We start from the raw sequence: 21,439 nt of genomic DNA on the forward strand, positions 1-21,439 counted from the left end.
GCCCCCGCCCCCGCCTCCTTCGTCCACAGCCTGTGGACGAGGCCGGCTAAGTCAGCAGGTCGTCCACCTGCGCCTCGCCCTCCCGATAGCGGCGCGTGATCTCCGCGCTGCAGTCGTCGGCCGTCCGCTGCAACCGCTGGCGGCGCCCCGACACCTGCTGCTCGTACTGCACGAGCCGCCCCATCGCGGTGGTCAGCTCGACGTCCGTACGCGCCTCGAGGTCCGACAGCTCGACCTCGGCCAGCATCTCCGCCGCCAGCCGCCGGTACTCCTCGCTCTGCGGGGTGCCCAGCGTCACATGGCGGGCCGAGGAGCGGTGGCGCGCCGGAGCGTCGGTCAGGATCTCCGACAGACGCTCCACGACGGACGCCGCGCCCGCCGGAGAGCGCCGGGCCAGCTCCGCCCGCAGGATGTCGATGCGCCCCTGCAGCAGTCGTCGTACATAACTCAGGTCCGCCTCGTCGCGCTGGGCGTCCCGACGCAGGGTGCGCAGCTCTGGCAGGCTGAGCACGGTCAGATCGTGCTCGGGCGGTTCCACGGGCAGCCTCGGACCCGGACCCGGACCCGGACCCGGACCCGGGCCCGGATCGTCGGCGGTGCGCTGCGTGGGCGGCCTGAGGCCGTCCAGTTGGCCCGCGTGGGTCCACAGGACAGCCCCGGGTGGTTGCCCGGTACTCGGTGTGCTCATGTGCCTCTACCGTCCCCTCGACCGGCGTGTGGGAAGCATCGTGCCATCACAACCGGCCGCTATGTGACCGAGTGCCCATGAACAGCCCCAGATGGGGGCTTAAGGATCAAAAAAGAAGCCCCTTACGAGGCACTTTCCTGCACACGGCATGATGGCGGCATGCGAGCTGTGGTGCAGAGGGTGGACGGCGCGAGTGTCGTCGTGGACGGTGAGACGGTCGGGGAGATCGCGGGCGAGGGGCTGTGTGTCCTCGTCGGTGTCACGCACGAGGACACCAAGGAGAAGGCGGCCGGGCTCGCCCGCAAACTCTGGTCGATCCGCATGCTGCATGACGAGAAGTCCTGCAGCGACATCGACGCCCCGCTCCTCGTCATCAGCCAGTTCACCCTCTACGGCGACGCCCGCAAGGGCCGCCGCCCCACCTGGAACGCCGCCGCCCCCGGCGACGTGGCCGAGCCGCTCGTCGACGAGGTGGTCGCCCAGCTCCGCGCCCTCGGCGCCACGGTGGCGACGGGCCGCTTCGGCGCGCAGATGCGGGTGTCCCTGGCGAACGACGGCCCGTTCACGGTGCTGCTGGAGATCTGAGGCCCAGGACCTCAGGGCTCTACGACGACCTCCTGCGCCGCAGCCGTGTCCCCCGCCACCAGCGGAGCATCCAGCGGCACGTTCCGCTTGACCAGCGCGAGCGCGACCGGGCCCAGCTCGTGGTGCCGTACCGACGTCGTGATGAAGCCGATCTTGCGGCCGTCGGGGCCCTCGTCCGCGAGGCGGAGCTCGGTGCCATGGGCCGGCAGATGGACCTCGCTGCCGTCGAGGTGCAGGAAGACGAGCCGGCGCGGCGGCTTGCCGAGGTTCTGCACCCGGGCCACCGTCTCCTGGCCCCGGTAACAGCCCTTCTGCAGATGCACCGCGGTGCCGATCCAGCCCAGCTCGTGCGGGATGGTGCGGTGGTCGGTCTCGAAGCCGAGGCGGGGGCGGTGGTGCTCCACCCGCAGCGCCTCATGCGCGAGGATCCCGACCGCCGGACCCGCCTTCGCGGCGTACGACTCCAGGTCGGCGCGCGGCAGGAACAGATCACGGCCGTACGCCGTCTCGCGTACGGCGGCGCCCTCGGGCACCTCGGCGATGGAGCCGGCGGGCAGGTGCACGACCGCGAACTCGGCGGTCCGGTCGGCGACTTCGACCTTGTAGAAGAACTTCATCGACTCCAGGTACGCGATCAGCGCGTCCTGGGTGCCGGGCTCGACATGGGCCCAGACCGTCGCACCGTCGTCGACGAGATACAGCGCGTGCTCGATGTGGCCGTTCGCGGAGAGGATCAGCGCCTCGGTGGCCTCGCCGACCGGGAGGTCGCTGACGTGCTGGGTGAGCAGCAGATGCAGCCAGCTCAGCCGGTCCTCGCCGGAGACCGTGACGACTCCGCGGTGCGAGAGGTCGACGAAACCGGTGCCGTCGGCGAGGGCGCGCTGCTCGCGAAAGAGGTCGCCGTAGTGGGCGGCGACGCCTTCGTCCACGCCCTCGGCGGGGACGGCGCCGGGCAGGGTCAGCAGGGGGCTCTTCATATGCCTAAGCCTACGACTCGGTAGTTGAACTCTTCAGAGAGCAGTCCTTGCAGCGGCCGAAGATCGCGAAGTGCTTCATGTCGGTCTCGAAGCCGAAGGTCCGGCTCAGCTTGGCCGTGAACTCGGCGGCCACCTGGACGTCCGCCTCGATGACGTTCTCGCAGTCCCGGCAGACCAGGTGGATGTGGTGATGGCGATCGGCCAGGTGATACGTCGGCGCACCGTGCCCGAGATGGGCGTGGCTGACCAGCCCGAGCTCCTCCAGGAGCTCCAGGGTCCGGTACACGGTGGAAATGTTGACCCCCGACGCCGTCTTCCTCACTTCCACGAGGATGTCGTCGGGGGTCGCATGCTCAAGGGTGTCCACGGCTTCGAGCACGAGTTGCCGCTGCGGCGTCAGCCGGTAGCCGCGCTGCCTGAGGTCGCTCTTCCAGTCGGTGCTCACCACACCAGAAGTCTAGAGCTACTCGAACGGCTGCTTACTTGAAGAAGGCGATGCCGTCGTCCGGCAGGTCGTCCGGGAGGGCCTTGGCCCAGCGCTCGACCTCCTCCGGGGTGACGACCTTCTTCAGGTGGGCCGACATGTAGGGGCGCAGCTCGACCTCGGGGGTCTGCTTCTCGCCGACCCACATCAGGTCGCTCTTGACGTAGCCGTAGAGCCGCTTGCCCCCGGTGTAGGGGCCGGAGGCGGCGGTCCGCGCCACGGCGTCCGTCACCAGGTCGATCTGCGGCTTCTTGTCGGCGAGCTCGCCGTACCAGACCTCGACGACCCCGTCGTGGCGGACCATCGTGACCTCGACCTTGCGGTCGGCGTCGATCCGCCAGAAGCCGTGCTCGGACTCCAGCGGCCTGACCTTGTTGCCGTCGTTGTCCAGCACCCAGGTGTGCGACCGGTACTCCAGGAAGTCCCGGCCGTCGTGCGAGAAGGTGACCTCCTGCCCGAAGTTGCACTTCTCGGAGCCGGGGAAGTCGTGCACGCCCGCGCCCGCCCAGTTGCCGAGCAGGAAGGCGAGGGGGACGAGGTCCTTGTGGAGGTCGGACGGGATCTCGATCATGAGCAGCTCAGAAGCCTCGTACGTCGGTGATGGCGGTCAGCGCTGGCCCTGGTACAGCTTCTTCACGGTCAGACCGGCGAAGGCGAGAACGCCGACGGCGACCAGGACCAGCAGGACTTCGAAGAAGATCTCCACGGGGTGCTCCTCGATTGAGCGCGGGGAATGCTTTGCGTACACAGGGCCGGGCCCCAGCTTACGCGGCCGTGCCCCGGCCCTCTGTGTGAGGTACACCCTCACGGGTAGGCCGAGCAGCCGACTCTGCGAAGGCTCATGATCGACACCCGCCTCGCAGGGGCCTTGACTACGATTCGGTCATGGCGAAGAAGCTCGTGATCAAGGTGACGGCGGGGGCCGATGCCCCCGAACGCTGCTCGCAGGCGTTCACGGTGGCGGCGGTGGCCGTGGCCAGCGGCGTCGACGTCTCCGTATGGCTGACCGGCGAGTCCGCCTGGTTCGCCCTCCCGGGCCGTGCCGCCGAGTTCGAGCTCCCGCACGCGGCCCCGCTCCCCGACCTCATCGACTCGATCCTGGCGACCGGCCGCCTCACCCTGTGCACCCAGTGCGCGGCCCGCCGGGACATCACGGAGAAGGACGTCATCGAAGGTGTCCGCATCGCGGGCGCGCAGGTGTTCGTACAGGAGGCACTCGGGGACAAGACGCAGGCGCTCGTCTACTGACCCCCTACTGAACCCCGCTGCTGGGACCGCCCGGACGCTTCTTGCCGTCCAGCTCGTCCCACCACTCGTCGGACTTGGGGTCACCGGACGGGTCGTCCCACCAGCGGTCCTCCGGCCCCCGCCGGTTGGCGACCATCGCGGCGAGCGGCGGGATGACCATGGCGACCACACACATGCCCACGGCCACCGGAACCGACCAGAGGCGTACGACGCCCCAGGCCAGGACGAAGAGCGTGATGCAGGTCCCCATCATGGCGAAGTACAGGTGACGTCGCCGTGCGTACATGGTTCCAGGGTAGGCCGGACACGCGATTCAGCGTGAGATGACCAGCAGGCACAAGACACAGCGGACCAGACGCCACGCGGAGCCGGCGGACGGAGTCCGACGCAGCGCACCGCAGCCTGCGAAGCAGCGCAAGGAGCGCGTCAGGCAGGGGGGCAGGCGGTCATGCCGAAGGGCCGCACCCCAGGCGTCCAACCCGCGGGGTGCGGCCCCTCTTCGGCAGCTGTTCGGCTGCTGAGTTCGCTCAGACCGCGATCGCGACCTCGGCGAGCGCGCCCTTCTCGGCGACGACGACCGTACGGTCGGCGGTGCCGCCGGGGACGAGTGCACGGACGGTCCAGGTGCCCTCGGCCGCGTAGAAGCGGAACTGGCCCGTGGCGGAGGTGGGGACCTCCGCGGTGAACTCGCCGGTCGAGTCCAGCAGACGGACGTAGCCCGTCACCGGCTCGCCGTCGCGGGTCACCTGACCCTGGATCGTGGTCTCACCGGGCTTGATCGTCGAGGCGTCGGGGCCGCCGGCCTTCGCTCCACACATGTCTTTCTCCAAGAGGGGTCTGACCGGAAGGAAGGCCGGTCGGGGGTTACACGCGGGTTGGGTCTTACTTGTTGGCGCCGAGCTCGATCGGCACGCCGACGAGGGAGCCGTACTCGGTCCAGGAGCCGTCGTAGTTCTTGACGTTCTCCACGCCGAGCAGCTCGTGCAGGACGAACCAGGTCAGCGCGGAGCGCTCACCGATACGGCAGTAGGCGATGGTGTCCTTCGCCAGGTCGACCTGCTCCTCGGCGTAGAGCTCCTTGAGCTCGTCGTCCGACTTGAAGGTGCCGTCGTCGTTGGCGTTCTTCGACCACGGGATGTTGCGCGCGGTCGGGACGTGACCCGGACGCTGCGACTGCTCCTGCGGCAGGTGGGCCGGGGCGAGCAGCTTGCCGGAGAACTCGTCGGGCGAACGCACGTCGACCAGGTTCTGCGAGCCGATCGAGGCGACGACGTCGTCACGGAAGGCGCGGATGGACTTGTCCTGCGGCTTGGCCTTGTAGTCGGTCGCCGGACGCGCCGGGACCTCCTCGACCAGCTCGCGGGCGTCCAGCTCCCACTTCTTGCGGCCGCCGTCGAGGAGCTTGACGTTCTCGTGGCCGTAGAGCTTGAAGTACCAGTAGGCGTACGACGCGAACCAGTTGTTGTTGCCGCCGTAGAGGATCACCAGGGTGTCGTTGCCGATGCCCTTCGCCGAGAGGAGCTTCTCGAAGCCCTCCTGGTCGATGAAGTCACGGCGGACCGGGTCCTGCAGGTCCTTGGTCCAGTCGATGCGGATCGCGTTCTTGATGTGGTTCTTCTCGTAGGCGGACGTGTCTTCGTCCACCTCCACGATCGCGATGCTGGGGTTGTCCAGGTTCTCCTGGACCCAGTCGGCGTCGACGAGGACGTCGCTGCGGCTCATGCTCTTCTCTCCTCCGGGGCAGTTGCGGCGGGGCGTGCGAGTGCGAGGGGTGCGCGCGCTCGTGCCGAGACGGCGCACCTGTGCCCTGGTCAGGGCGCGGGGAAACGCAGAAGTCGGAGCTTCCGCTCAGAAGGGGCGACAGAGCATGGCGGCGACGCGGCACAGGTCGACTGCCCGCCGCTTCGTGAGATCCGCCTGTCCCCGCGACCGGAGGACGCTTGTCTGACACTGCATGGCCACGATCGTAGGGACGGACAGGCGGGCGTGTCACCGGCGTGTCGCATGCTGAGACGGGATCGTCCAGGATGCGGGATTGACTCATTGCCGAGGGCGCCGCCGCACGCCTCTCGGGCCGATGTATCGGCAGTCACATCTACGGTACGGACGACACCGTCTCGCCAATCGGACACAGGGGTGTGGGACCAGGTTCGGTGGCCGTACTACCCGGCGAGGCGGACGTTCGAACCCTTCACCGTGATCTCGACGCCGTTCTTCGCCGCCTGCACCTTGTCGAGCTGGATGCCGCCGGGGAGGCCGTCGATCTGCTGCTCGAAGTCGGTGATCGCGCGGGCCCGGTTCTCGGCGATGTCGGCGCCGCCGAAGTTGGGCAGGGTGTCGGCGTGCACCTTCACGGTGTCGCCCTGGGTGGTGACGGAGCTCAGGACGTAGACCGGGTTCGGCAGCTTGGTGCCGAGGACGGTGGCCTCGACGGCGACCTTGATCTTGCCGTTGCCGCCGTCGGAGAGGCCGACGATGCCGGCGGTGACGCCGGGGGCGACCTGGGTGGGCTCGGACTTGGCCGTCTTCAGCAGCTCGGCGTAGGTGATGGACGCGGTGCCGGTGGCGGTGGCCGCGGTGGCCGAGCTGTAGTCGCCGGAGAAGTCGACGCCCTTCATGTTCGCCGTGAGGTCGTCGATGCGGATCGTCTTGCCGTCGGTGCCGGTGGCGGCCTCGTAGTCCTTGATGCCGACCTCGACGTCGTCCAGCGTGCCGCTCGCGACCTGGGTCAGGAAGGGGAAGCCCTTGATGGACACGTCCGGGGCCGCGTCGAGGTTCTCGGTGGTCTGGAGCTTGCCGGCGGCCTCGTCCTCGGCGAACCCGACGGCGAGCCGGTCGGCCAGCACGAAGAGGCCGCCGAGTATCACGACGACGATCAGGAGTATCCGAAGGGCGCGCATGCTGTGGTGTTCCCCCACCTCAAAGGTCATCAACGATGACGGTCACCGACGACCGGGTGGCCGTCAGCGCGAGCGTAACTCCGCGGAAGGCCTGACTCGGCGAATTGTCGATCATCTGTGACAGGGGAGACGGACCGAGTTGGCGCAAGACGGATCCTCACGGTTGGCGCAACACCGACCCCTAAAGCCATGACCACGGCCTCACTTGATTCGTACCCTCCAACTGTCCAGCCGTCGAGGAGGAATGAGTTTCCCATGGGCGTTTCGTCGGATTACCCCGATGTCCCCGATTGGGTTGCGAAACCCGAGGGATATCAGGCAGGAGCCGTCACCAAGTACAAGGGCAACATCTTCCGTGCCGCCTTCTGGGCTTCGGAGCCGGGGGTCGGCGATGCCAACACGAATGGCTGGCGGTTCTTCGACGAGTTGTACGACCAGACCGCCCATACTCCGGTCCAGCAGTCGAAAATCATCGCCTACATACCTACCTGGCGAAAGGCGGAGGGATTCGACTACGGCAATGGCGAGATGTATCAGTACATCACGCACGGGATCATCGCGTTCCTGACGTTCAGCCAGAGCAGCCTCGGCGAGTTCGACCCCGCATCGATGGCGGAGATCAAGACGATTCTCCCGGATGTCGTCATCGCCGGGAATCTGTCCAACACCAAGATCATGGTTGCACTGGGCGGCGCGAACGACTACGCCTTCCTGGACCTGATGACGGCGGTGGGAAACAATCCGGCTGCCCCCCAGCTCGACCAGGCCGTGCGCAATGTGGCCGACTTCGTCACCGCCAACGGCCTGGACGGTGTCGACCTCGATCTGGAGTGCTGGTGGGGCAAACCCGGTGAGCCGGACCAGGGCGGCCGGCTGAAGAGCGACGGGCCGCATCCCGCAGGGCGGGGCCTGACGCTGTTCGCTCAGAAACTGAAGCAGGCCATGCCCGGCAAAATCGTGTCAGCGGCCATTTTCGGCACCTCGTGGTACGGGAACAACTACGACCCGGCGGTCGCGGACCACGTCGACTGGCTCGGGGTCATGACCTATGACCTCACCGGGTCCTGGGACCGGTCTCCGGTGGGCCCGCACACCGCCCTGCTCAAGATCCGCGGCAAGGACACCGCGGAGATACGCGAGGCGGACGTCTACCAGGAGTCGTACCTTCCCGAACAGCAGGGCGCCTGGCCAGGGCCCCGAACGGGCGGTTCGGCCTCCCCGGGCGCGGACAACATGGAGAACAACCCGATCGGGTCGGTGGAGGACTCTCTCTGGTACTGGACGAACCCGCTCTTCGTGAACTGGCAGGGGACAGGGCACGGGGTGGCCCGCGACAAGATAGCGGCCGGGGTGCCGATCTACGGCTATGACTTCACCGCCGCCAAGGAGCCGGACGACCTGACCGGGGAGGTGCCCCCGGGATACAAGGTTCTGCGGTACAAGGAAATCCTGGACGCGTTCCCGGACGCGCATAAAGCCGCGAACGCGAACATCAAGACTCCCGGAACCACACCCCGACCCGCCCTCGGCGAACCCCTGCCTCCGGGCGACTACCCGTACGCCCACAACATCTATTTCGAAACCCCGGACACCGCCGTCACCAAACTGAACTTCCTCAAGGAAGCGGGAGCCCAGGGCGTCATCATCTGGGAACTCTCCAATGACGTCTGGGAAGACGGCAAGAGCATCATCAAGGCCCTCTACCGCGCCTCCGGCAACCCCGAGCCCGAGCCCGTCACGAACCCGCCGGTCCCGGTGGCCAGCCACTGCCTGTGGGACTCCGTCGGATTCCTGGGCCATGCGAGTGACTTCCTTCAGTTCAAGGACGACGGAGAGATCCGGCCCGGTGTGCGGCAGTTCTCGGCCCGGCTGTGGAACATCCCCGACGGTGAGGACTGGGTAACCGTCGCCAAACGCTCTCCGGCGGTGATCAGGAGGCAGTACTTCAACCGGCCGACCCGCATCGTGGACAAGGGGGCGCTGGGGCTCTGGGGCGAGTTCGACGTCGTCGAATCGGACGATGTTCCGGCCTGGTACTGGGGTCACATGGAAGCGGAGGACGGGGCGCCGTCCGGGTTCACGCGGTACAGCTCGCGCCTCATGGGCCTCTCGCTCAGTGATGACTGGAAGGCCGCCGCGCGGCAGACCCCGGCGCTCGTCGCAGGTCAGTACTTCGACCAGCCGACGGAAATCGATGACAAGGGAGTCGGCGGCCTCTGGGGCCTTTTCGACGTCAGCGACGAGCCGGCCACCATGCCTTCGCTCGTGACGCGGGCCGCCGGGCCCAACGACTGCTCCTACTGCCTGATCGACGACTTCCCCACCGAGCCCAACGTGACGCAGGTGAACCTGACGACCACGATGACCGTCGGGGAGGGAACGCCCTACCTCTACTCGGTGATCACTCGGAACGGCGAATCGACCGAGTTCCCCGAGGGCGTCGTGATGACCCTCCAGGACCCTGACGGGAACACCTACGACCGCGCCGTCGAGGACGCCAACCAGTTCGTCCTGATGTCCGGTTCCTCGGTGCGGTGCCTGATCGTCAAGGACCCCAAACCGGGCGACTGGACCATGCACATGAACGTGCCGAGCGGCGTCGATTTCCGCTGCGAGTGCGACACCGTACCGAATGCGGACGTCTTCGACTCCATGGTGGAAACCTGGAAGAAACTCGCCAAATGGAGCGACATCGAGTCCCGGGACATCAGCGCGGGCCAGGTCGCGGCGTTCCTGGGCGTGTCGGCGATCACGCTCCTGGTCCCCTTCCCGCTGGGCATCGCCACCCGGGCCCTGATCCTGGCTGTCACCGGAGTCGGCTGGCTGGGATTCTCCAACTCGGGCTCCATGGATTCCGTGTCACGGAACATGGCGGAAGCCGCGGGAATCCTGTCGAAGGTGATGAAGGATCTGCAGGCAGAAGGATTCTCCGCCCTTCAAAAGTACGTCTACCTGGTCGGGAAGAACATTTCCTACGAGGAGTACCAGGTAATTCTCAAGTACCCCGCCAATCTCTTCCACTGGCTCGGGATTCACCGCAGGGTGTTCCAGGTCGTCGAGCACATGACGGACGCCGAGGAGCAGAACGCCGTGCGCCATGTGTACTGGCAGTGTCTGCTCAAGAAGAGGCTGGGCGAAAAGTTCGCCGTGGCGATGGGCGAGGCACACGAGCTCGGCCGCCCGGGGTCCGATGCGGACAACAGGGCGGACGAGATCAACAACCGGATCGGTCTGCAGCTGGCGGACGACGTGGAGTCCGAGGAGGACTGTCTGAAGCGCGCCCGCGAGATGTGGGCGGCGGGCGAGCTGGCCACGCGAATCGACTTGGAGACCGACCCCACCTGATTCCGGCGTCACCGGTCAGGTCGTAGCGCGGGGGCGCCGCCCGTTCGTTGGGCAGCGCCCCCGCTCAGACCAGCGCCCGGCCCAGCAGGTACACCGCCGGTGCCGCAGCCGCCAGCGGCAGGGCGACGCCCGCCGTGAAGTGCACGAACCGGGACGGGTAGTCGTAGCTGGCCACCCGGTGGCCGATCAGCGCGCACACCGCCGCACCCGCACCGAGCAGCGCCCCGCTTCCGCCCACCCCCGTCATCGCACCGACCACAGCTCCCGCCCCAGCCGCCGCAAGCAGCGAGACGACCACGGACACCGGCGTCGGCAACGGCAGCCCCCGCGCCAGGACCGCGACGGCGACCGCCACCGCGCCCACCGTCACCGCGTCCGCCTCCGCCGCGAGGTACCCGGCCGCGACGATCGACAGCGCCGCGGAAGCGACGGTCGCCATCAGCCCGTACATCCGCTCGTCCGGGTCGGCATGCGAACGGAGCTGCAGCACGAGCGCCAGCAGCACCCAGACCCCCAGCGTGCCGAGAATCGCCGCCGGCGCCCGGTCGGCCGCCAGCAGCGCCACGTCCGCCGTCACCGCGCCCGCGAAGGCCAGCGCGATGCCCTGCCGGGCCGGCCACATGCCGTTCAGCCGGAACCAGCCCGCCGCCGTCACCGCCTGAAGGACGACGAGCGGTACGAGCAGGGCGTACGACCCGATCGCCGCCGTGCCCGAGAGCAGCAGCCCCAGCAGCGCCGTGAGCGCGGCCGGCTGAACCCCCGGCTCGATGACCGGGGAGCGTCCCTCCAGCCGGGCCCGCTGGGCGTCGGTGATACGGGCGTTGCCGGAGACGGTCGCGGGGCCGTAGTCGGGGCCGTCGCCGTCGCCCGCCTGTGCATCCGTGTCGGGCTCGGGGGCCTGGGTCCGCGTCCAGTTCTGCTGAGCGTGGGTCTGGCCCTGGCCCTGGCCCTGGCCGTGGCCTTGGCTCTGCGGCTGTGGCCGCGTCTGCCCCTGAGCATGGGCCTGCTGAGCATGGGCCTGCTGAGCATGGGCCTGCTGCTGCGCCGGCGCCTGCGGCACGCCGCCGTCCCAGCCCCCGCCCTGATACCCGGACGGGCTCCCGCCCCGGTACTCGGAAGCAGGCACCCCCGCTCCCTGCGACGGCAGATACGACGTCTCCGCCGCCGAGGCCGGCGCGACCGGCGGCTGCATCTGGGTCTCCCAGGTCTGCCCCTGCCACTGCTGCGTGTACTGCTGGGCCGCCTGCGGATCGTCGTACGCCTGCTGCCCGGGCCATCCCTGCGGCGCGGGCTGCTGAGCAGGCGGCTGGGCCTGCTGCTGATACGGGTCGTACCCGTCGTACCCCTGATACGGCTGGTCGGTCATCGTCACCCTCCTGCGAACGGCGGAAGCACCTCGACCGTGCCGCCGTCGGCCAGCCGTACCGTCTCATGTTCGCGGGTGCCCACGGGGTCACCGTCGACGAGGAACGAGCATCGCTGCAGGACGCGCACGAGTTCACCGGGGTGTCGCTCGCGGGCGGCGTCGAGCGCCTCGGCGAGCGTGGCCGCGTCGAACGGCTCCTCGGCGATCCCGGCCGCGGCCTTCGCGGCGGCCCAGTAGCGCACCGTGACCTTTGGCATCCGGTTCCTCAATCAATCGGCTGTGTACCCCGTCAGGCTAGCCCGCCCGACCGACAGCCCAGTCCCCGATCCGGCCCAGCAGCTCGTCGGCGGCCGCGTGCTCGGCGTGCCCCATGCCCGGCTCCAGCCAGAGTTCGCCATGGTCAGCGGCGGCCGCGGCCAGCATGCGGGGGTGGTCGAGGGGGAAGTAACCGTCCCGGTCGCCGTGCACGATCAGCAACGGCGTGGGCGCGATCCGCGCCGCCGCCTCGACCGGTGGCATCGGCACCGGGTCCCACTCGCGATGGTGGATACGGGTGCGGAATCCGTAGCGGCCCACCAGGCGCCCCTCGGGTCGCGTCACCAGCCAGTGGAGCTTCCGCATGGGAGCCGTACCCCGGTAGTACCAGCGCGCGGGCGCACTCACCGACACGACCGCGTCCACACCCATGCGCTCCCCCGTCTCCCCCGTCTCCTCGCCCTGCTCGCCGTACAGCGCCGCATGCCGCAACACCACCGAGCCCCCCATCGAGAAGCCCACGGTCGCCACACGCGCGTGTCCGAGTTCGCGGGCCCACCGCACCGCGGCCGCCAGGTCGAGCACCTCGCGGTCGCCGACCGTCGAACGGCCGCCCGACGCGCCATGGCCCCGGAAGGAGAAGGTGACGACGGCCCCGTACCGGGTGAAGGCCTCCGCCACCCGGCGCACATGCGGCTTGTCCACGTCGCCGGTGAACCCGTGGGCCACGACGAACGCCAGGTCACCGGCAGATGGACGGGAGGCGTCGTATACGACCGCACCCGGGTCGTATACGGAATCGATCGTCACCCCGTCGTCGGTGTGCAGAAACGTCCGCATAGGTGTACGTCTGGTTGTCTCAGAGTTCGGACGAACCGTCGATCGTGCCACATGACCTGCCGGACCGTTGCTCATGTGGGCTATTCTGCTGGGCAGAGGACTCGGGCAGCGTAGCCCCCGGGTCCTTTTGTGCTTTCGGAAGCGTTGTATACGAAGCGGGAAACCTCAGGTGACCGCAGGTGTACGGGGCCTTCGGGATCGCAGAGCAGTTCCGTACCGCACACGTCCTCGCAGGGACCGAGGAGGAACCAGACGTATGAGTTCTCTGCTGCTCCTGACCAATGCCCTCCAGCCGTCGACGGAGGTGCTCCCCGCCCTCGGCCTGCTGCTGCACAACGTGCGCGTGGCTCCGGCGGAAGGCCCCGCCCTCGTCGACACCCCGGGTGCCGACGCCATCCTCATCGACGGCCGGCGCGACCTGCCGCAGGTCCGCAGCCTCTGCCAGCTGCTGCGCTCGACCGGCCCCGGCTGTCCGCTCATCCTCGTCGTGACCGAGGGCGGCCTCGCCGCCGTCACCGCCGACTGGGGCATCGACGACGTACTGCTCGACACCGCCGGTCCGGCGGAGGTGGAGGCGCGGCTGCGGCTCGCCATGGGCCGGCAGCAGATCGTCAACGACGACTCCCCGATGGAGATCCGCAACGGCGATCTGTCCGTCGACGAGGCGACCTACTCCGCCAAGCTCAAGGGCCGGGTCCTCGACCTCACCTTCAAGGAGTTCGAGCTCCTGAAGTACCTCGCCCAGCACCCCGGCCGGGTCTTCACGCGCGCGCAGCTGCTCCAGGAGGTCTGGGGCTACGACTACTTCGGTGGCACCCGGACCGTCGACGTCCATGTACGACGACTGCGCGCCAAGCTCGGCCCCGAGCACGAGTCACTCATCGGGACCGTCCGGAACGTCGGTTATCGATTCGTTACTCCCGAGAAGATCGACCGCGTCGCCGAGGAGGCCAAGGCCAAGGCCGACCGGTCAAAGTCGGAGGATGCGGACGAGACGGCCGCCCTGGACGACGTCGAAGTGCGGGCCGAGGCATAGAAAGGCACAGCGGACGCTCGGGCGGGGCGTCGACGGCGTTGCTTTCGCACAACCCGGTGGCAGCCGGGCGACAGGGAAGCTCCTTCACGCCCTGCCCAGAGCAGGTCCATCCGCGTAGACTCCGCGCGTGGCCAAGGTGACTCGCGATGACGTGGCTCGACTGGCAGGGACCTCCACTGCCGTCGTCAGCTACGTCATCAACAACGGACCCCGGCCGGTTGCCCCGGCCACGCGCGAGCGTGTACTCGCCGCGATCAAGGAGCTGGGCTATCGGCCCGACCGGGTCGCCCAGGCGATGGCCTCGCGGCGCACCGATCTCATAGGCCTGATCGTCCCGGACGCGCGCCAGCCCTTCTTCGGGGAGATGGCGCACGCGGTCGAGTGGGCCGCCGCCGAGCGCGGGAAGATGGTCCTCGTCGGCAACTCCGACTACGTCGGCGAGCGCGAGGTCCACTATCTGCGGGCGTTCCTCGGGATGCGCGTCTCGGGGCTGATCCTCGTCTCCCACGCTCTGAACGACCTGGCGGCCGCCGAGATCGAGGCCTGGGACGCCCGCGTCGTCCTCCTCCACGAGCGGCCGGAGGCCATAGACGACGTCGCCGTCGTCACCGACGACCTGGGCGGCGCCCAGCTCGCCGTACGCCACCTTCTGGAGCACGGCTACGAGTACGTCGCCTGTATGGGCGGCACCGCCGAGACCCCGGCGGTCGGCGACCCGGTCTCCGACCACGTCGAGGGCTGGCGGCGCGCGATGGCCGAGGCCCAGATCCCGACCGAGGGCCGGCTGTTCGAGGCGCCGTACAACCGCTACGACGCGTATCGCATAGCCCTCGACATTCTCTCCGGCCCCAGGCGCCCGCCGGCGATCTTCTGCTCCACCGACGACCAGGCCATCGGCGTACTGCGCGCGGCGCGCGAGCTGCGACTCGATGTGCCGGGGCAGTTGGCGGTCGCCGGGTTCGACGACATCAAGGAAGCGGCGTTGGCGGATCCTCCGCTGACGACGATCGCGTCGGACCGGTCGGCGATGGCGCGGGCCGCGGTCGATCTGGTCCTGGACGACGGTCTGCGGGTGGCGGGTTCGCGGCGGGAGCGGCTGAAGGTGTTCCCTTCCCGCTTGGTGCCACGGCGGTCCTGCGGCTGCAAGTGAGGGCCAGTGAAGGTCGGCGGGCTTTTATGAAGCCCGCCTGAGAGGCCTCGGCGCGCCGCGAGAACGGTCTTTACATCGGGCATACGAGCTTCTGCCGGGCTTCTCAGGGAGCACTCAGGAAGCTCTCATGGTCGGGCGACAAGCTCATGTCCATGACCGAGAGCTTCCGCCGCGACGGCGAGTACGAGCAGTACACGAACCCCTCCCAGGGCGCCCAGCAGCACGCCTCCTCCCCCGTGAACCCGGAGTGGCCGCCCCCGCCGGCGTACAACCCTGCGGTCCAGGCGGGCGGCGGAGCCCCCACCGCTCTCCTCACCGAGCCCGTCGCCCAGCCGCCGAAGGCACGGCGCCGCACCCGCGGCCCCGTCGCCCTCCTCGCCGCCGTGGCGATCGTCGCCGCGGCGATCGGCGGCGGCACGGCGTACGGCATACAGGAGCTGACCGGCAACGACACCGTCGCCGCTGCCTCCAGCTCCACCAGCACCAACGTCGTCCCCTCCAGCCAGAGGGGCACGGTCTCCGGGGTCGCCAAGGCGGTCAGCCCGAGCATCGTCGAGATCAACGCGACCTCGAACGCCGGGTCCTCCACCGGCTCGGGCGTGATCATCTCCAGTGACGGCGAGATCGTCACCAACAACCACGTCGTCTCCGGCGCCTCGTCGATCAAGGTGACGACCAGCGACGGCAAGGAGTACACCGCCGAGGTCGTCGGCACCGACAGCAGCAAGGACCTCGCGCTGATCAAGCTGCGGGACGCCTCCGGGCTGACGGTGGCCACCCTCGGCGACTCCGACGGCGTCCAGGTCGGCGACGAGGTGGTGGCGATCGGTTCCCCCGAGGGCCTGACCGGCACGGTGACCAGCGGCATCGTGTCCGCGCTCAACCGTGACGTGACCGTCTCGACGGATGAGGGCCAGCAGCAGGGTGGTGGCGGCAACGGGCAGTGGCCGTTCGAGTTCGGCGGTCAGCAGTTCAACGGCGACACCGGTTCGTCGACGACGACGTACAAGGCGCTCCAGACGGACGCGTCCCTGAACCCCGGCAACTCCGGCGGCGCGTTGATCGACATGAACGGCAACATCATCGGCATCAACTCCGCGATGTACTCGGCCGCCGGCTCGAGTTCGTCCGACGCGGGCAGCGTGGGCCTCGGCTTCGCCATCCCGATCAACACCGTCAAGTCCGACCTGGCGAAGCTGCGGTCGGGTTCGCAGAGCTAGCAGAACTGGCTGACGCGCAGAGCTGGCAGAGCTGAAGGAGTACGTCATGATCCAGCAGGTTGAACACGGCACGACCGGCGTCGGCGCGGCCGACATCGCCCTCGCCCTGGAGATCGCCGGCGCCCTGCACGCGCCCACGGCCCCGTCCCGGGCGCCGGAGCTGGCGACCACCGGCCTGAACGCCGGTCGCCGGGCGGCCGCCGCCCGCGGCCGCCGTCGTACCGTACGAGGCTGAGTAACCCAGGAATCATGTAAGGCTGAAGGCGTTCAGCCGCTCAGCCCCCTGTCCCACCGCACCCGAGGATCCCGAGCCCATGAGCCCCGCCGATGGCGACCGTGACCCCCAGCGCATCCTGATCGTCGACGACGAGCCGGCGGTGCGCGAAGCACTCCAGCGCAGCCTCGCCTTCGAGGGGTACGACACCGAGGTCGCGGTCGACGGCGCCGACGCCCTGGAGAAGGCGACGGCCTACCGGCCCGACCTGGTGATCCTCGACATCCAGATGCCCCGCATGGACGGCCTCACCGCAGCCCGCCGCATCCGCGGCGCCGGCGACACGACACCGATCCTCATGCTGACGGCCCGCGACACGGTCGGCGACCGCGTGACGGGTCTGGACGCGGGTGCGGATGACTACCTGGTCAAGCCCTTCGAACTGGACGAACTCTTCGCCCGGGTCCGCGCGCTGCTGCGGCGCAGCTCGTACGCGGCGGCGGCCGGTGCGGACGCCGGGGAGGAGGACGAGGCGCTGACCTTCGCCGACCTGCGCATGAATCTCGCCACGCGTGAGGTGACGCGGGGTGGGCGGCCGGTGGAGCTGACCCGTACGGAGTTCACGCTGCTGGAGATGTTCATGGCGCATCCGCGCCAGGTGCTGACGCGTGAGCAGATCCTGAAGGCCGTGTGGGGCTTCGACTTCGAGCCGTCGTCGAACTCGCTGGACGTGTACGTCATGTATCTGCGCCGCAAGACCGAGGCGGGAGGCGAGCCGCGGCTCGTGCACACGGTTCGGGGTGTGGGGTATGTGCTGCGGCAGGGTGGGGCGGAGTGAACAGGGTTCTACGCCGGTACCGGTCGCTGCCGATTCGGTCGCGGCTGGCGTTGCTGGTGGCGGCGGCGGTGGCGTTTGCGGTGGCTGCGGTTTCGGTGACGTGCTGGTTCATCGTGCAGGGGAAGTTGTACGACCAGCTGAACGGCGACCTGAAGGACATGGCGCGGAGGCCTGGCACGGTCGCCTCGCTCCTGCAGAGCTGCACACAAAGCCCCCAGGGGAACACTCAGGTGTTCCCGGGCCGGAACGACTACGTCCAGGCGATCAAGGAGGAGGGCGACCCCTGCGTCGACCCGAACTCCCCGGGCACCATCAAGGTCAACGGCTCCGACGCGGACGTGATCAAGGGTGCGGAGGGCGACAAGGTCTTCTTTCGCAACGGCACCGACGAGGACGGCAACGCCGTACGCGTGCTGACCCGGTACCTGGGCGTGGACCAGAACGACTCGAAGGGGGTCGCCCTGCAGCTGGCGGTACCCCTCAAGGGCACCCAGTCCACGCTCAACGAGCTGGCCCTGATCCTCCTCCTCGTCTCCGGTGTCGGAGTGATCGGCGCCGGAGCCGCCGGCCTCGCAGTGGCCCGCGCAGGCCTCCGCCCCGTCGACAAACTCACCGAGGCCGTCGAACACGTCGCGCGCACCGAGGACTTGAGCATCCGCATCCCGGTCGAGGAAGACTCCGAGGACGAGGTGGCCCGCCTCTCCCGCTCCTTCAACTCCATGACCTCCGCCCTGGCCAGCTCCCGCGAACTCCAGCAGCAACTGATCGCCGACGCCGGCCACGAACTCCGCACCCCCCTCACCTCCCTCCGCACCAACATCGAACTCCTCACCCGCAGCGAGGAGACGGGCCGCCCGATCCCCGAGGCGGACCGCAAGGCGCTGCTCGCCTCCGTCAAGGCGCAGATGACCGAACTGGCCGCCCTGATCGGCGACTTGCAGGAGCTGTCCCGCTCGGAGAGCCAGCGCGGCGAACGCGTCCAGGTGATCTCGCTCGAGGAAACGGTCGAGTCGGCCCTGCGCCGGGCACGGCTGCGTGGCCCGGAGCTGACGATCACGGCCGACCTTCAGCCCTGGTACGTACGGGCGGAACCGGCGGCGCTGGAGCGCGCGGTGGTCAACGTCCTCGACAACGCGGTGAAGTTCAGCCCCGAGGGCAGCACGATCGAGGTCCAGCTCGCCGACGGCGTCCTCACCGTCCGCGACCACGGCCCCGGCATCCCCGCCGACGAACTCCCCCACGTCTTCGACCGCTTCTGGCGTTCGCCGAGTGCGCGGGCGTTGCCGGGGTCGGGGCTGGGCTTGTCGATCGTGGCGCGGACGGTTGAGCAGGCGGGCGGTCAGGTCATGCTGGCCGGCGCGGAGGGCGGGGGGACGGTGGCGACGGTGCGGTTGCCGGGGGCGGCTACTCCTCCGCCGGAGGCAGTGTAGACAGGTCCGTTTCCTGCCAGAAGATCTCTTCCACGACGATCTGGGGATCTTCGGTTCGACGTACGAAGCTGTACTTCAGCCAGCCGTTTCCGTTGTCGAAGAAGAGGGCACGTGCCCCTTTCGGCTCGCTGGACAGGATTGGCCTGACCTGCATGCCATCAGGGAGGTGGGCATCCGTCTCGATGCCACGGAAATAGGGATCCTTCGCCGTGACCAGTTCGGCGCGAGCGGCGTCGACCATCTCCCGCACCTGCTCAGGCAGCGCTTCGCGGGTGGCGAGAGCACTGAGCCGCCAGTCCATCTGCCAAGGCGGCCCCATAAACCCGTCATTCACTCGCCGGGCTCCAGTTCTCGCACCCGGTAGCGGATCTTCGACACCTCTTCAAGAAGAGCTTTGGCCTCCTCGATGTCGGTGCACTCGTACGCGGCACGGTGCTCAAGATCGTGCACGTGAGCATCGAGCTTGCGATCGCGGGCGATGGCGTACTCGCCCCACCAGAAGGCCACGAACGCGGCCGCAGGGCCGACGTTGTATGCGTCGGCGATCGCCCATCGCCAGTGTTCGTCGAAGTCGCGAAGGAGCTTGGGGGTGTGCTGGGCGATGGCCTCGCGCAGCGCCTTTGGGGTGCGCTCGGGCATGGGAGGGACGATCGGATCGCGTTCCGCAGCATGAGCAGACATGATCGGTGTCCTCCTTCGACGCGCCGTGTCTACGACCATAACCGCGCTCACCGGCCCCGCGCGGATTGTTCGTGCACCGGCTCCGACGGAGACAGCGGGCTGGTCAGCGCATCCAGCCCTTGATCGAGCTCTTCGCCGGTGATCGTGTTCTCTGCCATGAGGTCACAGTGGCCGGACCGAACCCATGTCCGTCCCGGTTTCCCGCCCGCTTCACCCGACGGTGTGCATGCCCGCCTGCGCCTTGACGCCGTCGGTGAAGGCGGACCAGGACGACGCCGAGAAGATCAGGGGGCGGGTCGTCGGGGTTTTGCTGTCGCGGACGGGGACGACGCCGGGGTGGCCGTCGGCGACCTCGACGCAGTCGTTGTCTCCCCCTCCGCTGTACGACGACTTGCGCCACACGGCGGTGGTGAGGTCAGGGGTCACGCGGTCTCCTTCACGCCGTGCACGAACGCGGACCACGACGACGCCCCGAAGAGCAGCACGCGGCCTGCGGGGACCTTGCTGTCGCGGACGGGGACGATGCCGGGGTGGCCGTCGGCGACCTCGACGCAGTTCGATGCTCCCCCGTCGCTGTAGGACGACTTGCGCCACACGGCGGTGGTCAGGTCGGGGGTTCGGTTCATGATCTGCACTCCTCCAGAAGGCGCTTGATGAACGCCGTCGACTCCACCGGAGTCAAAGCCGCGTCCCTGACCAGATCGTAGGACAAGCGAAAGGGCAGAACCCTGTCCGGATCCTCGAACAGCTCCCCGAAGCCGTTGCCCTCCACATAGGCAACGGGATCTCCGGCTCGCTGCCACAACAGGATGAGGTCGCTGCTCATGAGGTCGTGCACTCCGGCGGTGAACGGCAGCACCTGTAGTGCGACCGAGGGCAGCTCCGCGGCCTCCAACAGGTGGGACAACTGGTCCGTCCACACCTTCGCGTCGGGAACCGGGCGCCGTAACGCCCCCTCGTCCAGGATCACGCGGACACTCGGCGCCGGATCGCGGTACAGCAACTCCTGCCGTCCCATGCGCAACGCCACCTGCTCTTCGACTTCTTCACCGTTGCCAGCCGTTGTCTGAGCTCCAGACAACCCTGACAACACCGTTCGTGCATAGTCCTCGGTCTGCAACAGGCCCGGCACGCGCAGCTGGAACATCCACATGAGCCGTGCCGTCGCCTCCAGTTCCATGAACCGCTTGTACTTGTCCTTGACGACCTCCTTGCGCGCATCCCGCCACAGGCGAACCAGCAGGTCACCCGAGCTGTGATAGCTGTCCAGGTCCTCCATGACCGTCACCTTGGACAGCCGCGCACCCGACTCCAGCCGACTCAGGTAGCTCTTGTCGTACCCGGTGTCCTCGGCCAGCTGCCCCAGTGACTTACCCGCCTTCTCCCGGAGAAGTTTCAGCGTCCGCCCCAGCACAGCCCGCCCCGACTCCCGCTCCCCGTCAACGACTTCGCCCACGTCACCCCTCCCCGTTGCCTGGCGCCCCAGACAACACCGAACCTCTTCCGCAGCGTACGCCGCACCTGTGACGATCAGGGCACGAACGGTAATCACCGCTCGTCAGACCCCTGCCATGCCAAAACCCCCGCGACCGATGCAGCTCGGCCCGGGGGCATGGCCGACGCTTACAAGGAGCGCCGACATGCGCGAACGTACCGCCCAACTCATCGAATCGCTACTGATCGCACTCGTACGAGTACTGCTCCCGACCCGGGGACGCCACCGAGCCGCCCCGCCCCAACCTCCGCTCACCACAAGGCCGTTGCCCACCGCGCCCCGCCACCCCGTCCACGTATGCCGGTGCGAGCGCGAACGGATCCTGCAACGCCGCCGCGCCCACTGGATCGCCACCTACGGCATCGACGCCGAGCTGCGCCGCAGGGCCGGACAGGAGGTCTCCGCATGAGTGCCCCCGACGAACTCCGCCTCCTCCCCTGGACCGCCCCCGACGGCAAACCCTGCTACCTCAGCACCGACAGCGACCGCAGCAGGCTCTCTCTGCTCGCCGACGACATCGAGGCGGCCCAGCTCGACTCGGGCGAGCAGGTGCTCCACGGAGCCAGAGCCGTTCTGGCAGACGCCAAGGCCGGTGAACGCGCCGTGCGCTTCGCGCTCACCAGGACCGTCGAGTCGCTGACGGACGTCCTCCGCATCGCGGCCAGTCGAGGCCAACGGCTTCCGTAA

The 21,439-nt window shown here is 68.6% G+C and carries 28 protein-coding genes; 11 read left to right on the plus strand and 17 right to left on the minus strand.

Annotated elements, in window-relative coordinates:
- Positions 1-46 precede the first annotated feature (46 nt).
- The gene (locus ADL12_RS36945) at positions 47-688 is read right to left on the minus strand and encodes an RsiG family protein (RefSeq protein ID WP_062710946.1); all 642 of its coding nucleotides are present in this window, start codon (positions 686-688) and stop codon (positions 47-49) included.
- Positions 689-847: 159 nt separating this feature from the next.
- Here ADL12_RS36945 and dtd point away from each other — a divergent pair, with 159 nt between their 5' ends.
- Positions 848-1,273, plus strand: a complete 426-nt coding sequence (gene dtd / locus ADL12_RS36950; protein ID WP_062710949.1) for a D-aminoacyl-tRNA deacylase — start codon at positions 848-850, stop codon at positions 1,271-1,273.
- A gap of 11 nt (positions 1,274-1,284) precedes the next feature.
- Here the strand turns inward: dtd and ygfZ are convergent, their stop codons facing one another.
- From ygfZ to ADL12_RS36965, 3 genes are read right to left on the minus strand one after another with little or no spacing between them, the layout of a single operon-like run.
- Positions 1,285-2,250, minus strand: a complete 966-nt coding sequence (gene ygfZ / locus ADL12_RS36955; protein WP_062710952.1) for a CAF17-like 4Fe-4S cluster assembly/insertion protein YgfZ — start codon at positions 2,248-2,250, stop codon at positions 1,285-1,287.
- A 10-nt stretch (positions 2,251-2,260) separates the two neighbouring features.
- Entirely contained in the window at positions 2,261-2,698 is a 438-nt protein-coding gene (locus ADL12_RS36960) for a Fur family transcriptional regulator (RefSeq protein ID WP_062710955.1), read from the minus strand.
- Between the two features lie 31 nt (positions 2,699-2,729).
- Positions 2,730-3,305: a heme-binding beta-barrel domain-containing protein gene (locus tag ADL12_RS36965; RefSeq protein ID WP_062710958.1), complete on the minus strand. Its 576-nt coding sequence runs from the start codon at positions 3,303-3,305 to the stop codon at positions 2,730-2,732.
- Positions 3,306-3,619: 314 nt separating this feature from the next.
- On the opposite strand from ADL12_RS36965, the gene ADL12_RS36970 reads away from it, so the two are divergent.
- Positions 3,620-3,982, plus strand: a complete 363-nt coding sequence (locus ADL12_RS36970) for a DsrE family protein (protein WP_062710960.1) — start codon at positions 3,620-3,622, stop codon at positions 3,980-3,982.
- 4 nt (positions 3,983-3,986) lie between these two features.
- Here ADL12_RS36970 and ADL12_RS36975 read toward each other — a convergent pair whose 3' ends face one another.
- From ADL12_RS36975 to ADL12_RS36990, 5 genes are all read right to left on the minus strand, one after another.
- Positions 3,987-4,268 carry a DUF3099 domain-containing protein gene (locus ADL12_RS36975; protein ID WP_062710964.1) on the minus strand — a complete coding sequence of 94 codons (282 nt, stop codon included), beginning with the start codon at positions 4,266-4,268 and terminating at the stop codon, positions 3,987-3,989.
- A 241-nt stretch (positions 4,269-4,509) separates the two neighbouring features.
- Positions 4,510-4,800 carry a DUF1416 domain-containing protein gene (locus tag ADL12_RS36980; RefSeq protein ID WP_043502058.1) on the minus strand — a complete coding sequence of 97 codons (291 nt, stop codon included), beginning with the start codon at positions 4,798-4,800 and terminating at the stop codon, positions 4,510-4,512.
- A gap of 64 nt (positions 4,801-4,864) precedes the next feature.
- The gene (locus ADL12_RS36985) at positions 4,865-5,704 is read right to left on the minus strand and encodes a sulfurtransferase (protein ID WP_062710968.1); all 840 of its coding nucleotides are present in this window, start codon (positions 5,702-5,704) and stop codon (positions 4,865-4,867) included.
- 126 nt (positions 5,705-5,830) lie between these two features.
- Positions 5,831-5,938 carry an Ms5788A family Cys-rich leader peptide gene (locus ADL12_RS58670; protein WP_351714517.1) on the minus strand — a complete coding sequence of 36 codons (108 nt, stop codon included), beginning with the start codon at positions 5,936-5,938 and terminating at the stop codon, positions 5,831-5,833.
- Positions 5,939-6,144: 206 nt separating this feature from the next.
- Positions 6,145-6,882 carry an LmeA family phospholipid-binding protein gene (locus ADL12_RS36990; protein ID WP_062710971.1) on the minus strand — a complete coding sequence of 246 codons (738 nt, stop codon included), beginning with the start codon at positions 6,880-6,882 and terminating at the stop codon, positions 6,145-6,147.
- Between the two features lie 255 nt (positions 6,883-7,137).
- Here ADL12_RS36990 and ADL12_RS36995 point away from each other — a divergent pair, with 255 nt between their 5' ends.
- Positions 7,138-10,227, plus strand: coding sequence for a glycoside hydrolase family 18 protein (locus ADL12_RS36995; RefSeq protein WP_062710976.1), 3,090 nt, complete (start codon positions 7,138-7,140; stop codon positions 10,225-10,227).
- 64 nt (positions 10,228-10,291) lie between these two features.
- Here the strand turns inward: ADL12_RS36995 and ADL12_RS37000 are convergent, their stop codons facing one another.
- Genes ADL12_RS37000 through ADL12_RS37010 form a run of 3 tightly spaced genes read right to left on the minus strand, consistent with a single transcriptional unit; the run spans position 10,292 to position 12,763 of the window.
- A complete protein-coding gene (locus ADL12_RS37000; protein WP_062710979.1) occupies positions 10,292-11,593 on the minus strand; it encodes a hypothetical protein in 1,302 nt (433 codons plus the stop codon).
- Between the two features lie 2 nt (positions 11,594-11,595).
- Positions 11,596-11,850: a MoaD/ThiS family protein gene (locus tag ADL12_RS37005; protein ID WP_030052141.1), complete on the minus strand. Its 255-nt coding sequence runs from the start codon at positions 11,848-11,850 to the stop codon at positions 11,596-11,598.
- Between the two features lie 37 nt (positions 11,851-11,887).
- Positions 11,888-12,763: an alpha/beta hydrolase gene (locus ADL12_RS37010; protein WP_079052474.1), complete on the minus strand. Its 876-nt coding sequence runs from the start codon at positions 12,761-12,763 to the stop codon at positions 11,888-11,890.
- Positions 12,764-12,944: 181 nt separating this feature from the next.
- Between ADL12_RS37010 and ADL12_RS37015 the strand changes: the two genes are divergently transcribed.
- The 6 genes from ADL12_RS37015 to ADL12_RS37040 all read left to right on the plus strand — a co-directional run bounded on the left by ADL12_RS37015 (position 12,945) and on the right by ADL12_RS37040 (position 18,576).
- Positions 12,945-13,724, plus strand: a complete 780-nt coding sequence (locus ADL12_RS37015) for a winged helix-turn-helix transcriptional regulator (RefSeq protein WP_062710985.1) — start codon at positions 12,945-12,947, stop codon at positions 13,722-13,724.
- Positions 13,725-13,851: 127 nt separating this feature from the next.
- Positions 13,852-14,874 (plus strand): LacI family DNA-binding transcriptional regulator, encoded by a 1,023-nt coding sequence (locus ADL12_RS37020; protein ID WP_079052475.1) that lies wholly within the window; start codon positions 13,852-13,854, stop codon positions 14,872-14,874.
- A 152-nt stretch (positions 14,875-15,026) separates the two neighbouring features.
- On the plus strand, positions 15,027-16,094 hold the full coding sequence (locus ADL12_RS37025; RefSeq protein ID WP_062711152.1) for a S1C family serine protease: 1,068 nt from the start codon (positions 15,027-15,029) through the stop codon (positions 16,092-16,094).
- Between the two features lie 46 nt (positions 16,095-16,140).
- Positions 16,141-16,329, plus strand: a complete 189-nt coding sequence (locus tag ADL12_RS37030) for a hypothetical protein (protein WP_062710992.1) — start codon at positions 16,141-16,143, stop codon at positions 16,327-16,329.
- 79 nt (positions 16,330-16,408) lie between these two features.
- On the plus strand, positions 16,409-17,146 hold the full coding sequence (locus ADL12_RS37035) for a response regulator transcription factor (RefSeq protein WP_062710995.1): 738 nt from the start codon (positions 16,409-16,411) through the stop codon (positions 17,144-17,146).
- Complete coding sequence (locus ADL12_RS37040; protein WP_062710998.1) at positions 17,143-18,576, plus strand: HAMP domain-containing sensor histidine kinase; 1,434 nt, start codon at positions 17,143-17,145, stop codon at positions 18,574-18,576. Before ADL12_RS37035 ends, ADL12_RS37040 begins: the two co-directional genes overlap by 4 nt.
- On the opposite strand, the gene ADL12_RS37045 is transcribed toward ADL12_RS37040, so the two are convergent.
- The 5 genes from ADL12_RS37045 to ADL12_RS37065 all read right to left on the minus strand — a co-directional run bounded on the left by ADL12_RS37045 (position 18,551) and on the right by ADL12_RS37065 (position 20,713).
- A complete protein-coding gene (locus ADL12_RS37045; protein ID WP_062711001.1) occupies positions 18,551-18,910 on the minus strand; it encodes a hypothetical protein in 360 nt (119 codons plus the stop codon). The genes ADL12_RS37040 and ADL12_RS37045 overlap by 26 nt on opposite strands.
- A complete protein-coding gene (locus ADL12_RS37050; RefSeq protein WP_062711005.1) occupies positions 18,907-19,257 on the minus strand; it encodes a hypothetical protein in 351 nt (116 codons plus the stop codon). The genes ADL12_RS37045 and ADL12_RS37050 overlap by 4 nt, the downstream gene beginning before the upstream one ends.
- Before the next feature lie 210 nt (positions 19,258-19,467).
- Positions 19,468-19,683, minus strand: coding sequence for a DUF397 domain-containing protein (locus ADL12_RS37055; RefSeq protein WP_062711008.1), 216 nt, complete (start codon positions 19,681-19,683; stop codon positions 19,468-19,470).
- On the minus strand, positions 19,680-19,883 hold the full coding sequence (locus ADL12_RS37060) for a DUF397 domain-containing protein (RefSeq protein WP_062711011.1): 204 nt from the start codon (positions 19,881-19,883) through the stop codon (positions 19,680-19,682). Before ADL12_RS37060 ends, ADL12_RS37055 begins: the two co-directional genes overlap by 4 nt.
- Positions 19,880-20,713, minus strand: a complete 834-nt coding sequence (locus tag ADL12_RS37065; protein WP_062711013.1) for a helix-turn-helix domain-containing protein — start codon at positions 20,711-20,713, stop codon at positions 19,880-19,882. The genes ADL12_RS37060 and ADL12_RS37065 overlap by 4 nt, the downstream gene beginning before the upstream one ends.
- Positions 20,714-20,897: 184 nt before the next feature.
- Here ADL12_RS37065 and ADL12_RS37070 point away from each other — a divergent pair, with 184 nt between their 5' ends.
- Positions 20,898-21,161: a hypothetical protein gene (locus ADL12_RS37070; protein ID WP_062711015.1), complete on the plus strand. Its 264-nt coding sequence runs from the start codon at positions 20,898-20,900 to the stop codon at positions 21,159-21,161.
- Positions 21,158-21,439: a hypothetical protein gene (locus ADL12_RS37075; protein WP_062711018.1), complete on the plus strand. Its 282-nt coding sequence runs from the start codon at positions 21,158-21,160 to the stop codon at positions 21,437-21,439. The genes ADL12_RS37070 and ADL12_RS37075 overlap by 4 nt, the downstream gene beginning before the upstream one ends.

The organism is Streptomyces regalis (assembly GCF_001509475.1).
GTDB classification, from domain to species: domain Bacteria; phylum Actinomycetota; class Actinomycetes; order Streptomycetales; family Streptomycetaceae; genus Streptomyces; species Streptomyces regalis.

Bases quoted from the DNA above. Each gene is read 5' to 3' on its own strand.
- ADL12_RS37015 (WP_062710985.1), top strand. From the start codon at position 12,945: ATGAGTTCTCTGCTGCTCCTGACCAATGCCCTCCAGCCGTCGACGGAG.
- dtd (WP_062710949.1), top strand. From the start codon at position 848: ATGCGAGCTGTGGTGCAGAGGGTGGACGGCGCGAGTGTCGTCGTGGAC.
- ADL12_RS36945 (WP_062710946.1), bottom strand. From the start codon at position 688: ATGAGCACACCGAGTACCGGGCAACCACCCGGGGCTGTCCTGTGGACC.
- ADL12_RS36975 (WP_062710964.1), bottom strand. From the start codon at position 4,268: ATGTACGCACGGCGACGTCACCTGTACTTCGCCATGATGGGGACCTGC.
- ADL12_RS37010 (WP_079052474.1), bottom strand. From the start codon at position 12,763: ATGAGCAACGGTCCGGCAGGTCATGTGGCACGATCGACGGTTCGTCCG.
- ADL12_RS36995 (WP_062710976.1), top strand. From the start codon at position 7,138: ATGGGCGTTTCGTCGGATTACCCCGATGTCCCCGATTGGGTTGCGAAA.
- ADL12_RS36980 (WP_043502058.1), bottom strand. From the start codon at position 4,800: ATGTGTGGAGCGAAGGCCGGCGGCCCCGACGCCTCGACGATCAAGCCC.
- ADL12_RS37030 (WP_062710992.1), top strand. From the start codon at position 16,141: ATGATCCAGCAGGTTGAACACGGCACGACCGGCGTCGGCGCGGCCGAC.
- ADL12_RS37060 (WP_062711011.1), bottom strand. From the start codon at position 19,883: ATGAACCGAACCCCCGACCTGACCACCGCCGTGTGGCGCAAGTCGTCC.
- ADL12_RS37035 (WP_062710995.1), top strand. From the start codon at position 16,409: ATGAGCCCCGCCGATGGCGACCGTGACCCCCAGCGCATCCTGATCGTC.
- ADL12_RS37070 (WP_062711015.1), top strand. From the start codon at position 20,898: ATGCGCGAACGTACCGCCCAACTCATCGAATCGCTACTGATCGCACTC.
- ygfZ (WP_062710952.1), bottom strand. From the start codon at position 2,250: ATGAAGAGCCCCCTGCTGACCCTGCCCGGCGCCGTCCCCGCCGAGGGC.
- ADL12_RS58670 (WP_351714517.1), bottom strand. From the start codon at position 5,938: ATGCAGTGTCAGACAAGCGTCCTCCGGTCGCGGGGACAGGCGGATCTC.
- ADL12_RS37050 (WP_062711005.1), bottom strand. From the start codon at position 19,257: ATGTCTGCTCATGCTGCGGAACGCGATCCGATCGTCCCTCCCATGCCC.
- ADL12_RS36970 (WP_062710960.1), top strand. From the start codon at position 3,620: ATGGCGAAGAAGCTCGTGATCAAGGTGACGGCGGGGGCCGATGCCCCC.
- ADL12_RS37025 (WP_062711152.1), top strand. From the start codon at position 15,027: ATGACCGAGAGCTTCCGCCGCGACGGCGAGTACGAGCAGTACACGAAC.
- ADL12_RS36985 (WP_062710968.1), bottom strand. From the start codon at position 5,704: ATGAGCCGCAGCGACGTCCTCGTCGACGCCGACTGGGTCCAGGAGAAC.
- ADL12_RS37075 (WP_062711018.1), top strand. From the start codon at position 21,158: ATGAGTGCCCCCGACGAACTCCGCCTCCTCCCCTGGACCGCCCCCGAC.
- ADL12_RS37000 (WP_062710979.1), bottom strand. From the start codon at position 11,593: ATGACCGACCAGCCGTATCAGGGGTACGACGGGTACGACCCGTATCAG.
- ADL12_RS36965 (WP_062710958.1), bottom strand. From the start codon at position 3,305: ATGATCGAGATCCCGTCCGACCTCCACAAGGACCTCGTCCCCCTCGCC.
- ADL12_RS36990 (WP_062710971.1), bottom strand. From the start codon at position 6,882: ATGCGCGCCCTTCGGATACTCCTGATCGTCGTCGTGATACTCGGCGGC.
- ADL12_RS37005 (WP_030052141.1), bottom strand. From the start codon at position 11,850: ATGCCAAAGGTCACGGTGCGCTACTGGGCCGCCGCGAAGGCCGCGGCC.